This is a genomic window from Enterobacter cloacae complex sp. P47BA (assembly GCF_014930485.1).
GTDB lineage: Bacteria > Pseudomonadota > Gammaproteobacteria > Enterobacterales > Enterobacteriaceae > Enterobacter > Enterobacter bugandensis.
Map to the genome: position 1 here is coordinate 82227 of NZ_JADBRF010000019.1, position 13469 is coordinate 95695.

17 protein-coding genes are annotated in these 13469 nt (G+C 55.0%); 12 read left to right on the plus strand and 5 right to left on the minus strand.

Features of this window, described 5'->3' with window-relative positions:
* Positions 1–42 precede the first annotated feature (42 nt).
* From IM299_RS18425 to rimJ, 3 genes are read right to left on the minus strand one after another with little or no spacing between them, the layout of a single operon-like run.
* The gene (locus IM299_RS18425) at positions 43–966 is read right to left on the minus strand and encodes a Gfo/Idh/MocA family protein (protein ID WP_048956753.1); all 924 of its coding nucleotides are present in this window, start codon (positions 964–966) and stop codon (positions 43–45) included.
* Between the two features lie 2 nt (positions 967–968).
* A complete protein-coding gene (locus tag IM299_RS18430) occupies positions 969–1616 on the minus strand; it encodes a YceH family protein (protein WP_193357920.1) in 648 nt (215 codons plus the stop codon).
* A 9-nt stretch (positions 1617–1625) separates the two neighbouring features.
* Positions 1626–2210: a ribosomal protein S5-alanine N-acetyltransferase gene (gene rimJ, locus IM299_RS18435; RefSeq protein ID WP_013097146.1), complete on the minus strand. Its 585-nt coding sequence runs from the start codon at positions 2208–2210 to the stop codon at positions 1626–1628.
* Positions 2211–2445: 235 nt separating this feature from the next.
* Between rimJ and mdtH the strand changes: the two genes are divergently transcribed.
* The 9 genes from mdtH (at position 2446) to IM299_RS18480 (ending at position 9132) form a co-directional block, all read left to right on the plus strand.
* Positions 2446–3654: a multidrug efflux MFS transporter MdtH gene (gene mdtH, locus IM299_RS18440; RefSeq protein ID WP_059354732.1), complete on the plus strand. Its 1209-nt coding sequence runs from the start codon at positions 2446–2448 to the stop codon at positions 3652–3654.
* 123 nt (positions 3655–3777) lie between these two features.
* The gene (locus IM299_RS18445; protein WP_028012696.1) at positions 3778–4338 is read left to right on the plus strand and encodes a lipoprotein; all 561 of its coding nucleotides are present in this window, start codon (positions 3778–3780) and stop codon (positions 4336–4338) included.
* Between the two features lie 126 nt (positions 4339–4464).
* Positions 4465–5511: a dihydroorotase gene (pyrC, locus tag IM299_RS18450; RefSeq protein ID WP_028012695.1), complete on the plus strand. Its 1047-nt coding sequence runs from the start codon at positions 4465–4467 to the stop codon at positions 5509–5511.
* A gap of 74 nt (positions 5512–5585) precedes the next feature.
* Positions 5586–5831 (plus strand): DNA damage-inducible protein I, encoded by a 246-nt coding sequence (dinI, locus tag IM299_RS18455; RefSeq protein ID WP_028012694.1) that lies wholly within the window; start codon positions 5586–5588, stop codon positions 5829–5831.
* Positions 5832–6103: 272 nt separating this feature from the next.
* Positions 6104–6358: a biofilm formation regulator BssS gene (gene bssS, locus IM299_RS18460; RefSeq protein WP_023299782.1), complete on the plus strand. Its 255-nt coding sequence runs from the start codon at positions 6104–6106 to the stop codon at positions 6356–6358.
* A 116-nt stretch (positions 6359–6474) separates the two neighbouring features.
* Complete coding sequence (gene solA, locus IM299_RS18465; RefSeq protein WP_047368279.1) at positions 6475–7593, plus strand: N-methyl-L-tryptophan oxidase; 1119 nt, start codon at positions 6475–6477, stop codon at positions 7591–7593.
* 60 nt (positions 7594–7653) lie between these two features.
* Positions 7654–7767 (plus strand): YceO family protein, encoded by a 114-nt coding sequence (locus IM299_RS18470; protein ID WP_032644857.1) that lies wholly within the window; start codon positions 7654–7656, stop codon positions 7765–7767.
* Positions 7768–7985: 218 nt separating this feature from the next.
* A complete protein-coding gene (locus IM299_RS18475; protein ID WP_028012692.1) occupies positions 7986–8552 on the plus strand; it encodes a cytochrome b in 567 nt (188 codons plus the stop codon).
* A gap of 1 nt (position 8553) precedes the next feature.
* The gene (locus IM299_RS18480) at positions 8554–9132 is read left to right on the plus strand and encodes a YceI family protein (RefSeq protein ID WP_048956748.1); all 579 of its coding nucleotides are present in this window, start codon (positions 8554–8556) and stop codon (positions 9130–9132) included.
* A 41-nt stretch (positions 9133–9173) separates the two neighbouring features.
* On the opposite strand, the gene IM299_RS18485 is transcribed toward IM299_RS18480, so the two are convergent.
* Complete coding sequence (locus tag IM299_RS18485) at positions 9174–10223, minus strand: rhodanese-related sulfurtransferase (protein ID WP_048956746.1); 1050 nt, start codon at positions 10221–10223, stop codon at positions 9174–9176.
* Positions 10224–10445: 222 nt separating this feature from the next.
* On the opposite strand from IM299_RS18485, the gene IM299_RS18490 reads away from it, so the two are divergent.
* The 3 genes from IM299_RS18490 to IM299_RS18500 all read left to right on the plus strand — a co-directional run bounded on the left by IM299_RS18490 (position 10446) and on the right by IM299_RS18500 (position 13202).
* Positions 10446–11372 carry a Kdo(2)-lipid IV(A) acyltransferase gene (locus IM299_RS18490; RefSeq protein WP_028012689.1) on the plus strand — a complete coding sequence of 309 codons (927 nt, stop codon included), beginning with the start codon at positions 10446–10448 and terminating at the stop codon, positions 11370–11372.
* A 140-nt stretch (positions 11373–11512) separates the two neighbouring features.
* Entirely contained in the window at positions 11513–12730 is a 1218-nt protein-coding gene (gene mdtG / locus IM299_RS18495; RefSeq protein WP_193357921.1) for a multidrug efflux MFS transporter MdtG, read from the plus strand.
* A gap of 97 nt (positions 12731–12827) precedes the next feature.
* Positions 12828–13202, plus strand: a complete 375-nt coding sequence (locus IM299_RS18500; protein ID WP_028012687.1) for a MysB family protein — start codon at positions 12828–12830, stop codon at positions 13200–13202.
* A 6-nt stretch (positions 13203–13208) separates the two neighbouring features.
* Here IM299_RS18500 and IM299_RS18505 read toward each other — a convergent pair whose 3' ends face one another.
* A complete protein-coding gene (locus IM299_RS18505) occupies positions 13209–13436 on the minus strand; it encodes a YceK/YidQ family lipoprotein (protein ID WP_013097162.1) in 228 nt (75 codons plus the stop codon).
* Between the last annotated feature and the right edge of the window lie 33 nt (positions 13437–13469).

The following is a 13469-nucleotide window of genomic DNA, read 5'->3' on the forward strand; positions in this document are numbered from 1 at the left end:
ACCCGATTTCAACGAATTACTATCCGCAGATGTTACAGCGAGTTATTCACTCATGGCCTCGCGCCAGAGCCGTTCCACAATGCGCTGAGCCAGAATGGCCTGCTCGCCGGACGTTTCAGGAACCGTCTGATTTTGCACGCAGGTGATAAAGTGGCGGGCACATCCTGCGAAACCTCGTTGCTCCAGAGTGCTTTGCCAGCCGGGGACCGGCTGCATCACCACGCCGCTGCCCTTCTCTTCCCGCCATTCACGCATGTCGGTAACGTCGTACAGCGCGCCGTCGGTTACCGCCTGCACGGATTCCCGCTGGCTGCCCGCGCGGCGGTGCATGCTGGTGGTGACCTGAAGATGCTCAACGGCAAAATGGTGTTCCGCATAGACCATCTGCCCCTGTTCGTTGGTGACAAGAGTGCCGCTTTTCAGCAGCGCTTCGCCGTTAGTCAGCCACAGCGCGGTGTCCACCACGTGGAGGTAGTCATCGAGAAGGGTAAAGCGTAGATCGTTTGGACCCACGCTGTCGGTGCGGTGCTTATCCATGCGCAGCGAGGCGATATTGCCGGACTGCGCCTTCAGCTGCTGGTAAAGCGGCGCGAAGCGGCGGTTGAAACCGACCATCAGCGTCAGTTTTTTACGTGCCGCCAGCTCAATCAGCCGTTCGGCGTCCTGAACATTTTCCGCCAGCGGTTTATCCACGCAGACGTGAACACCCGCATTGAGCAACTCGCTCACCACCTGATAGTGGGTTGCCGTTGAGGTATGCACAAAGACCGCATCGCACTCGCGGGCCAGATCCTGGAGCGATGCCACATACGGGATACGCCAGGTTTCACAGATACGTTCTGCCTTTTCTCGGGTCGGTGACCATGCCCCTTGTAGCGTCCAGTCAGACGCAGCGCCCAATACGGGCAGCCAGGCTTTCTGCGCAATACCGCCCAGCCCCACCACGCCAATGCGTAATTTTTTCACCGTTAGTCTCCCAAATGTGCCAGCAGTGCATCCAGACGCTGTTTCAGCCCGGCCACCTCGTCTTCCAGCGCCTCTACCCGCGCGGCAAGGTCGTCACGGGTTGCAGGGCTCGATTCCGTCGCCACGCTTGCGAGGTCAACGTCGCCGCTGAAGAGATGCATGTAGCGGCTCTCACGTTTACCCGGCTCGCGCGCCAGGCGCACCACGAAAGGGCCATCCTCACGCGCGGCCAGCCCTTCCAGGGTCTGCTCGACTTCCTGCATGTCGCTGAACTCATGCATTCGGGAAGCGCGCGTTCGCAGTTCCCCCGGCGTTTGCGCCCCGCGCAGCAGCAGCGTGGTAATAACCGCCACTTCCGCGCTGCTCAGTTTCAGATCGCCAAATTCGGAGTTACAGAAGCGCTGCTCGTATTTGGTCACGCGGTTGCCGAAGCCGCTGACGGTGCGCAGATAGTGGCGCTTCACCAGCGCATCCAGCACGTCCTGAACCTCATGCTCGCTGAGATTCATCACCGGCTCGCGGTTGGTCTTCTGGTTGCAGGCCATGGTCACGGCGTTAACAGAGAGCGGATACTGCTCCGGCGTGGTGACCTGTTTTTCGAGTAAGCACCCAATCACGCGCGCTTCCGTACCGTTTAGCTGATACTTCATCTTTTCTCCTTAACGACCTGCGGTCCAGTCACGGGTGGTTAATGCCGTCAGAACGTGGTCGCGCCACTCTCCGTCTATCAGCAGATAGTCTTTGGCATAACCCTCTTTCTCAAACCCTAAACGCGCCAGCAAATTCCCGCTGCGCTGATTATGCGGCATGTAGTTCGCCATAATGCGATGGATATGCTGCGTGCGTTGCATATAGCGGATGGCTACCGTTAACGCCTCGTACATCAGTCCCTGCCCCTGCCATTTCTGGCCGATGGAATAGCCAAGGTAGCAGGCGTGAAACGATCCCCGCACCACGTTTGAAAAATTGGCGATCCCGATAATCTCTTTCTCTTCTGGATCCAGCAGCGCGAAATAAAACGCGCTGCCCTGCTTATGAAATTCAGCGATCATGCTGAGGCGTGCCTGCCAGCCGGAGGGGTAACAATGGCTCTCATCCCGAACGGGTTCCCAGGGTTTTAAAAACTGGCGATTCTCGGCGTAATAATCCGCCAGACGCCAGGCATCACGCTCATGCACAAGACGAACGACCAGCCTGTCCGTTGTCAGACGCACTTTTGGCACATTACTGCGATAGCCAAACATCAATACCACTCCTTCCCGTCACTTCAGCTTACCCATTAGCTTTACTATACCTGCGCCCGTGCCGTCTGTGAAAACAGTGACATACCATTTTGACCTCTTTTCACATTTTTCGATGAGAACTCTCTATCAAAGCACCGTTTTGATAAAAAAATATTGTCGCGCCCGGGGTGGGAAAAAACGCGGCGACACCGCAGAATGTTAGCGTGCTCACCTTCTTATTTTCCCTGGAGGGAAAATGTCCCGCGTATCACAGGCCAGGAGCCTGGGTAAATATTTCCTGCTCGTCGATAACATGCTGGTCGTGCTCGGCTTTTTTGTCGTGTTCCCGCTCATCTCGATCCGCTTTGTCGATCAAATGGGCTGGGCGGCATTAATGGTTGGGATTGCCCTGGGGTTACGCCAGTTTGTCCAGCAGGGGCTGGGCGTCTTTGGCGGGGCTATTGCCGACCGCTTTGGCGCTAAACCGATGATCGTGACCGGTATGCTGCTCCGCGCGGCAGGCTTTGCCACGATGGCGGTTGCCCACGAGCCGTGGCTGCTCTGGTTCTCCTGCTTTCTCTCCGGTATCGGTGGCACCCTGTTTGACCCGCCGCGCACCGCGCTGGTGGTCAAGCTGATTCGTCCTCAGCACCGCGGACGCTTCTTCTCCATTCTGATGATGCAGGACAGCGCCGGGGCGGTTGTTGGCGCCCTGCTGGGCAGTTGGCTGCTGCAGTACGATTTCCGTCTGGTTTGCGCGGCCGGGGCGGTGCTGTTTATTCTGTGCGCCCTGTTTAACGGCCTCTACCTTCCGGCCTGGAAGCTGTCGACGGTAAAAGCCCCGGTGCGCGAGGGGCTAGGACGCGTCCTGCGCGACAGGCGTTTTGTCACCTACGTGTTGACCCTGACCGGCTATTACATGCTCGCCGTACAGGTGATGCTGATGCTGCCAATCATGGTGAACGATATTGCGGGCACGCCTGCTGCCGTAAAATGGATGTACGCCATCGAAGCCTGCCTTTCATTAACGCTGCTTTATCCGATTGCCCGCTGGAGTGAACGGCGTTTTCGCCTGGAGCATCGTCTGATGGCAGGGCTGTTTCTGATGACGCTGAGCATGATGCCGATCGGTCTGGTAAACACGCTTCAGCAGCTTTTTACGCTGATCTGCACCTTCTATATCGGCTCCATCATCGCCGAGCCCGCCCGCGAAACGCTTAGCGCCTCGCTTGCGGATGCGCGTGCGCGCGGCAGCTATATGGGCTTCAGCCGCCTGGGTCTGGCCTTTGGCGGTGCGCTGGGTTACGCCGGCGGCGGCTGGCTGTTCGATGCCGGCAAAGCGCTGAACCAGCCGGAACTCCCCTGGATGATGCTCGGCGTGGTAGGCATCATGACGCTTCTCGCCCTGTGGTGGCAGTTCAGCCAGAAACGCAGCGCGAGCGGCATGCTCGAGCCTGGCGCGTAGCCTTTCCCTCGGGCGGGAGCCTCTCCCGCCCCACTTCTCAGTTTTTTCTGCTGGTTTCTGCCCATTCACGCTGACATACTGGCGTAACAGGACAGAAGCGCCGATTTTTCGTTGAGGAGCACTATGAAGAAAATTGTCTTAGCCGCGGCATTCGTTGTCAGCGGTCTGCTGGTCGGCTGTAACCAGCTTACGCAATATACCGTCAGTGAGCAGGAAATTAATCAGGCGCTGGAAAAACATAACAATTTCTCTAAAGACATTGGCGTGCCGGGGCTGGCCGATGCCCACATCGTGCTCACCAATCTCACCAGCCAGATTGGTCGCGAAGAGCCGAATAAAGTCACTCTCGCAGGCGATGCCGCGCTTGATATGACGTCCCTTTTTGGCAATCAGAAAGCCAACATCAAGCTCAAGCTGAAGGCGCTCCCCGTTTTCAACAAAGAGAAAGGGGCGATATTCCTGCAGGAGATGGAAGTGGTCGATGCGCAGGTTTCGCCGGACAAAATGGCGCCGGTACTGCAAACCCTGATGCCCTATCTGAACCAGTCGCTGCGAAACTACTTTAACCAGCAGCCGGCGTACGTCTTAAGCGAAGACAACAGCAAGGGTGAAGCCCTCGCGAAGAAATACGCAAAAGGGATAGAGGTGAAACCGGGAGAGATCGTTATTCCTTTCACCGATTAACCTGAAGGGCGCTGCTGCGCCCTTTTTTTTACGGAAAAGTGTGCAAACGAAAACGTTTCCGCTTATGATTTGTGTCCGGCAAAAACAGCCATCCTTATGACTGATTCCTGACAAGCCGGAGCTTCCATGACTGCACAACCCCAGGTTCTTAAAATCCGCCGCCCAGACGACTGGCATATCCATCTGCGCGATGGCGATATGCTGAAAACCGTCGTGCCCTATACCAGTGAAATTTATGGCCGCGCGATTGTCATGCCAAACCTGGTTCCGCCAGTCACCACCGTCGATGCCGCCATTGCCTACCGTCAGCGCATTCTGGATGCCGTTCCGGCGGGACATGATTTCACCCCGTTGATGACCTGCTACCTGACCGATTCACTGGATCCGAACGAAGTGGAACGCGGGTTTAACGAAGGCGTATTTACGGCGGCGAAACTCTACCCGGCGAACGCCACCACCAACTCCAGCCACGGCGTCACCAGTATTGATGCCATCATGCCGGTGCTGGAGCGCATGCAGAAACTGGGCATGCCGCTGCTGGTACACGGTGAAGTAACGCATGCGGAGATTGACATCTTCGACCGTGAAGCCCGTTTTATCGAAACCGTGATGGAGCCCCTGCGCCAGCGCCTGCCGGCGCTTAAGGTGGTCTTTGAGCATATCACCACCAAAGACGCGGCAGAGTATGTTCGCGACGGTAACGAACTGATCGCTGCGACCATCACCCCACAGCATCTGATGTTTAACCGTAACCATATGCTGGTGGGTGGAGTGCGCCCTCACCTGTACTGCCTGCCGATCCTCAAGCGCAACGTTCACCAGCAGGCGCTGCGCGAGCTGGTCGCCAGCGGATTCACGCGTGCGTTCCTGGGCACAGACTCCGCGCCTCACGCCCGCCATCGCAAAGAGGCAAGCTGCGGCTGCGCGGGCTGTTTCAACGCCCCAACGGCGCTTGCCAGCTACGCAACCGTATTTGAAGAGATGAACGCGCTGGAACATTTCGAAGCGTTCTGCTCCCTCAACGGCCCGCGCTTCTACGGCCTGCCGGTCAATGACACCTTCATTGAGCTGGAGCGCAAAGCGAGCCAGGTTGAGGAGTCTATCGCGCTGACGGATGACACGCTGATCCCCTTCCTGGCAGGTGAAACCGTAAGCTGGACGGTAAAACGCTAAAAAATCAACGCCCCTTGTTGTCAAACCGATAATATGCCTGTATAAATAAACAGTATATTACACAGGGGGCATTTATGCGTATTGAAGTCACCATAGCCAAAACTACCGTTCTGCCTGCTGGCGCGCTTGACGCTCTGGCAGGCGAATTATCCCGTCGTATTAACAACACCTTTCCCGACAACGCGGGCGCCGTAACGGTGCGTTACGCCGCAGCGAACAACCTCTCCGTCATGGGTGCCGCAAAAGAAGATAAAGATCGCATCAGCGAAATCCTGCAGGAAACGTGGGAAAGCGCAGACGACTGGTTCATTACCGATTAACACTGCTCCCTCATTGTGTTTTTTGCCGGGTCGCCCCGGCTTTTTTTTGCCTGTAATTTCGAAAGTTCAAATTAATTCAGCGTGTTCTTAAAAAATCGTGAACGAGATGGTGTTTTATTGTTCGAACAATCCTAAAAAGCAGAAAAATGTGTTGCTACCTGTTTATTTTTCCCGTTGGAACCCTTATTACTTGGTATACTGAAGAAGCTTTCAGAAAAACATGCATTGAACCTCAGAGCCGTTGTCTTCTAACACGCATTAAGGGGGTTATAATGGAAAAGAATAACGAAGTGATCCAGACCCATCCGCTTGTAGGCTGGGATATCAGTACCGTAGATAGCTACGATGCACTGATGCTGCGTTTGCACTACCAGACCCCAAATCAACTCAACCGTGACGAAGCGGAAGTTGGACAGACGCTGTGGCTAACAACAGACGTCGCCCGTCAGTTTATTTCTATTTTAGAGGCAGGCATTGCAAAAATAGAATCTGGCGACTATCAGGAAAATGAGTATAAACGGCACTAACCTTATGCCCACTTTTCACTCAACAGGCACCCTCGTGGTGCCTTATTTATTTCCCGCTTGTTTACGCCCGCGTTGTTAATTACTCTGCTAACAAACCGTACGTTTACGAGATGCATATGAGATACGACTTAATCATTATTGGTAGCGGCTCCGTTGGATCGGCCGCCGGTTATTACGCAACGCAGGCAGGGCTAAACGTCCTGATGATTGACGCGCACCTGCCGCCGCATAGCGAAGGTAGCCATCATGGCGACACCCGTCTCATTCGCCATGCCTATGGCGAGGGGGAGCGCTACGTTCCGCTGGTGCTTCGCGCCCAGACGCTGTGGGACGAGCTGGCGAAACAGACTGAAGAGCGCATTTTCGAACGCACGGGGATCATCAACCTCGGTCCGGCCCGTTCAGAATTTCTCGCCAACGTCGAACGCAGCGCGAAAGCCTTTAATCTTGACGTTGAGAAGCTGGACGCGGCGGCCATTACCTCGCGCTGGCCTGAAATTACCGTCCCGGAGGATTATATCGGTCTCTTTGAAGCCAACTCCGGTGTGCTGCACTGTGAAACGGCGATCAAAACCTGGGTCGATCTTGCCGCCAAAGCGGGCTGTGCGCAGCTGTTCAATTGCCCCGTAGAGGCCATCACGCATGATGCAAACGGCGTTACGGTGAAAACCGTAGACGGTGAATATTCGGCTTCCCGCCTGCTTATTAGCGCAGGAACCTGGGTTACCCGCCTGCTCCCGGACCTGCCGATCCAGCCGGTACGCAAGGTCTTCTCCTGGTTCCAGTCGGACGGGCGTTACAGCGCGCAAAATAAATTCCCGGCGTTTACCGGCGAGTTACCCAACGGCGATCAGTTCTACGGTTTCCCTTCCGAGAAGGACGCTCTCAAGATTGGAAAACACAACGGCGGGCAGGTCATCTCATCACCTGAGGAGCGCAAGCCGTTTGGCGCCTGCCCGCAGGACGGCTCAGAAGCCTTCTCGTTCCTGCGCAATATTCTCCCGGGCGTCGGTGGCCTGCTTTATGGCGCGGCCTGCACCTATGACAACACGCCGGATGAAGACTTTATCATTGATACGCTGCCGGGACATGACAACACCCTGCTGATTACCGGGCTGAGTGGCCACGGCTTTAAGTTCGCTTCGGTTTTGGGTGAAATCGCCGCGCAGTTTGCCCAGGGTATCACGCCGCAGTTTGATCTGACGCCGTTCTCACTCTCGCGTTTTAACGGATAATCGGCCACGGGCTCCGGCGGTATCGGGGCCCGTTTTCTTCGTACTCAATTGTAGGGCGTTATGCGCAGGATAGTGGATTTCCTCATCAATAACATTCGCGAACACTTTATGCTCTATATCTTATTGTGGGCGCTGCTCGCTATCGTTGATGTTATTTACATTGTGTTTTATTGAAAGTGACAATTGACGTTAACTGACGTTACTTTATGTTTATTTAAGGTTTTTTCTTCTGCTAAATACGTCTTGCACGAAGCCATTGAATTAACCTTGCCGTTTCTTTTCAAAATCGCTGAAATAAATAAAATAAAAATCAATAGGCAATTATTTCAGTTGCAATATCGCGTCTTCCCGTTCATTTTTACCTTTCGGTTAATTTGAAAATGGACATTCTGATGCAATTGCGTAACTCCTCCCGGCGCTACGGAATAATATCCATAAGTTTGCACTGGATATTTGCCATTGCCGTCTACGGTATGTTCGGACTTGGACTCTGGATGGTCACGCTCAGCTATTACGATGGCTGGTATCATCAGGCACCCGAGCTGCATAAAAGCATCGGGGTTCTGCTGATGCTGGGGCTGGTGTTTCGCGCCATCTGGCGACATATTTCCCCACCGCCCGCGCCACTAAAGACATACGGAAAAATAACCCGCGTCAGCGCCGTTGCCGCGCATATTGCGCTCTACGCGCTGCTCTTCGCCATTCTGATCAGCGGCTATCTCATTTCAACGGCAGACGGCAAACCGATTAGCGTTTTTGGCCTGTTCGAGGTTCCGGCAACGCTCAGCGATGCCGGGGCTCAGGCCGATACGGCAGGCGTCGTTCACCTCTGGCTTGCCTGGAGCGTGGTGATCCTGTCCGTACTGCACGGGCTCGCCGCCCTTAAACACCATTTTATTGATAAAGACGATACGCTTAAGCGCATGCTTGGCCGCTCGTCAGTTGACTCTGGAGCATAAAATGAAAAAACACCTGCTGGGTATTGCCCTCGGTTCTCTGTTATTCACCACCGGTTCTGCCGTAGCGGCTGACTATAAAATTGATAAAGAGGGCCAGCACGCTTTCGTCAATTTCCGCATTCAGCACCTGGGATACAGCTGGCTGTACGGCACCTTTAAAGATTTCGACGGCACATTTACTTTTGACGAGAAAAATCCTGCGGCAGATAAAGTCAATGTGACCATTAATACGAACAGCGTCGACACGAACCATGCTGAGCGCGATAAACACCTGCGCAGCGCAGAGTTCCTCAACGTCACAAAATTCCCACAGGCCACCTTCACCTCCACGGAAGTTAAGAAAGACGGTGATAAATTGGCTATTACCGGGAATCTGACGCTGAATGGCGTATCCAAACCCGTTACTCTGGATGCGAAGTTGATCGGTCAGGGCGACGATCCGTGGGGCGGAAAACGCGCAGGTTTTGAAGCGGCGGGTAAAATTCATCTGAAAGATTTTAATATCACAACGGATTTAGGCCCGGCGTCGCAGGACGTTGAGCTGGTTATTTCCGTTGAAGGTGTGCAGCAGAAGTCGTAATAGATTCGCCCGGCAGGCTTTCGCCGTGCCGGGCGTTATTATCATTCCGGGTCAGGAATACCCAGTTTGGTATTCAGACGGCCGCGTGATTTATTAAAAATCTTATTACCGTTTTCACGTCCCGCGCGACGACGACGCTGCTCTTCTTCCGGCAGGACGCTCTCTTCGCTGCACAGCTCGCTACAGCAGCCGTTAAACTTCTCGGCACAGGCCGGGCACTGAATAAACAGCAGATGACACCCGTCGTTTTTGCAGTTGGTGTGGGTATCGCACGGCGCGCCGCACTGGTGGCACTGGGCAATCACATCTTCTGAAATGCGCTCGCCCATGCGCTCGTCAAAGACGAAGTTTTTACCGATAAAGCGTACCGGTAAGCCCTGCTCACGGGCGCGGCGGGCGTACTCAATAATACCGCCTTCAATGTGCCAGACCTTGTTGAACCCATTGTGCTTCATCCACGCGCTGGCCTTCTCGCAGCGGATACCGCCGGTGCAGTACATAACGATTTTTTTATCCTTATGCTCCTGCATCATCTCCACCGCTTTAGGCAGTTGCTCGCGGAAGGTATCGGCCGGAATCTCCATCGCGTTTTCGAAATGCCCCACTTCGTACTCGTAGTGGTTACGCATATCAATGAACACGGCATCCGGATCGTCCAGCATCGCATTCACTTCCGCGGCCTTCAGATATTCGCCGACGTCCGCCGGGTTAAACTCAGGATCGTCAATACCGTCCGCCACGATGCGTTCACGCACCTTCATGCGCAGCACCCAGAACGATTTTCCATCGTCATCAAGGGCAATGTTCAGGCGTAAGCCGTTGAGGGCCGGATCGAAGCTATAAAGCGCGTCGCGGAACGCATCCACTTTGCTTTCCGGCACGCTAATCTGCGCGTTAATGCCTTCGCGGGCAAGGTAGACGCGGCCGAATACGTTCAGCGCCGTGAAGGCCTGATAAAGCGCATCGCGGGTCGCCTGCGGATCGTCGATAGTGAAGTATTTGTAGAAGGAGATGGTCGTGCGCGGTTCGGTTTCAGCCAACATGCGCGCCTTTAACATCTCATTCGAAACGCGGTTGTGTAACACTGGCATGGTGTACAAGTCCTGCAATCGTCAGAGAGAATGAAAAATCGGTCGGCATCATATAGCAAACAAAACCAATTTACATCCACACAATTTACGCTACATTTCACACACCCTGATGAATCAGGCTTAACAATCGCCGTCGTCGTGCAGGTTTCGACGGCAGATATTTTGGCTACGTCTCAAAAAATGCGACAATAGCGAAACAGGACGTTTGAACACAGGAAAGACATGACCCAGTTACCAAAATTTACCGTCGCCCTTTTGCATCCCCGCTATTGGATGACCTGGCTTGGCATTGGCTTTTTATGGCTACTGGTACAGCTTCCCTACCCTGTTATCTTCCGGTTAGGTACATCATTAGGCCGACTCGCGCAAACGCTTATGAAGCGCCGCGCCCGCATCGCGTATCGTAACCTTGAGCTGTGCTTTCCGCAGATGAGCGAGGCAGAGCGCCATGATATGGTCTCGAAGAATTTCGAATCCGTCGGCATGGGTCTCATGGAGACCGGCATGGCGTGGTTCTGGTCGGACAAACGTATGGCCCGCTGGAGCAAGGTTACAGGCACCGGCATGGAGCCGGTGCATACGCTTCAGGCCAATCAGACCGGCGTGTTGCTGATCGGCGTCCATTTCCTGACGCTCGAAATCGGGGCGCGTATGTTTGGCATGCAGGCGCCCGGCATCGGGGTTTACCGTCCTAACGACAACCCGGTTATCGATCTCATCCAGACCAACGGCCGCATGCGCTCCAACAAAAGCATGATCGACCGTAAGGATCTGAAGGGTATGATCCGCGCGCTGAAGTCCGGTGAAGTGGTCTGGTATGCCCCCGATCACGACTATGGCCCCCAGGCCAGCGTCTTTGTCCCCTTCTTCGCCGTTGATGAGGCCGCCACCACGACCGGCACCTGGATGCTGGCGCGGATGTCCAAAGCCGCCATCGTTCCCTTTGTTCCCCGCCGTATGCCGGATGGCTCAGGCTACGAGCTGATGATGCTTGAGCCGGAACTCGCGCCGCCGCTGGAAGATGCGGAAACCACCGCGCGCTGGATGAACGGCGTTGTGGAGAAGTGCATCATGCTGGCACCCGAGCAGTACATGTGGCTGCATCGACGCTTTAAAACGCGGCCAGAAGGCACGCCTTCCCGCTATTGATCCTCATGCGGCCCTCAGGGCCGCATGCTATTTTAGCTTTAAAAGCTCCCCCTCATTGCGGCAATCATAACCCAGGCGCATAATTAGCAGGCTTATTACTTCATGCCTCAGGTGCTCTGCACCTCACTATGCGGATTGTTATGACACCCTCAGATGCCCCCATAAACTGGAAGCGTAACCTCACGGTTGCGTGGCTTGGCTGTTTTCTTACCGGTGCGGCGTTTAGCCTGGTCATGCCTTTCCTGCCGCTCTACGTCGAACAGCTGGGCGTGACGGGCCATAGCGCACTCAACATGTGGTCTGGCCTGGTATTCAGCATCACGTTTCTCTTTTCCGCCATTGCCTCGCCCTTCTGGGGCGGCCTTGCCGACCGCAAGGGACGTAAAATCATGCTCCTGCGTTCAGCGCTGGGGATGGCGATTATCATGGCGCTGATGGGCGTGGCGCAGAACGTCTGGCAGTTCCTGATTTTGCGCGCATTGCTGGGCTTATTGGGCGGATTTATTCCCAACGCGAACGCCCTGATCGCCACGCAAATTCCTCGCCATAAGAGCGGCTGGGCGCTTGGCACGCTCTCAACCGGTGGCGTGAGCGGCGCCCTGCTTGGGCCGCTGGCGGGGGGATTACTGGCGGATAACTACGGCCTGCGCCCGGTCTTTTTCATCACCGCCAGCGTGTTGTTCCTGTGCTTCATCGTCACCCTGGTCTGCATCCGTGAAAAATTTACGCCCGTCGCCAAAAAAGAGATGCTTCACGCCAGAGACGTGCTGACCTCGCTTAAAAATCCCAGACTGGTGCTGAGCCTGTTCGTAACGACATTGATCATTCAGGTGGCAACCGGATCGATCGCTCCTATTCTCACCCTATACGTTCGCGACCTGGCGGGTAACGTCAGCAATATTGCGTTTATCAGCGGACTGATTGCCTCTGTGCCCGGCGTGGCGGCGCTGGTTAGCGCACCGAGACTGGGGAAATTGGGTGACCGGGTCGGCCCGGAAAAGATCCTGATCTGCGCACTGATCATTTCCGTCCTGCTGCTTATCCCCATGTCGATGGTGCACTCTCCATGGCAGCTGGGCGTGCTTCGCTTTTTGCTGGGCGCCGCCGACGGAGCGTTGCTGCCCGCCGTACAGACCCTGCTGGTCTACAACTCCACGAATCAGATTGCCGGGCGTATCTTTAGCTATAACCAGTCGTTTCGCGATATCGGTAACGTCACCGGGCCGCTTCTCGGGGCGGGTATTTCCGCCAGCTTCGGTTTTCGCACCGTCTTTATCGTGACGGCAGGCGTGGTGCTGTTCAACGCGATTTACTCGTGGTTCAGTTTATCCCGCGCGTTACGGCCAGTGACGGAATAAGAAGAACGCCTGACGGCTTATTTTCGCATTCATACTTGCAGAATCTGATATTCAGCTATTCTTTCCCTGAAACCTTCTGGAAAACAGGGAGACACCAATGACCATGTACGCCACGCTGGAAGAAGCTATTGATGCCGCTCGTGAAGAGTTCCTTGCCGATAATCCCGGCGTTGAGGAAGAAGATGCTGACGTGCAACAACTTAATATCCAAAAATATGTTCTGCAGGATGGGGATATTATGTGGCAGGCCGAATTCTTTGCCGACGAAGGTGAAGAAGGAGAATGTTTGCCGGTCCTGAGCGGTGCAGGTGCGCAGGCCGTGTTTGATGGCGACTATGACGAAATCGAGTTACGCCAGGAATGGCTGGAGGAGAATACGCTGCACGAGTGGGATGAGGGCGAATTTCAGCTCGAGCCACCGCTGGATACGGAAGAAGGTCAAACCGCAGCCGATGAATGGGACGAGCGTTAATTTACGCTACTCGTACGGGCCGTGGCTGGCATCGATGGGCAGCAACAGCGTGTCGAAAATCAGCGAGAACGGCAGATCGAGCACCGTCAGGTAGCGCCATGCGGAATCACGGACATCCCATTTTACGCCCGGGTAGTACTGGTTGCCATGGCCCTGACCTGGAATAGTGCGGCTGATGATGCTGCCGCAGCCGCTCAGCAGGCATGCCATCATGACGACGATGATTATTTTCATCAGTAACCTCTAAAAAAATACCGGCCTCACAGC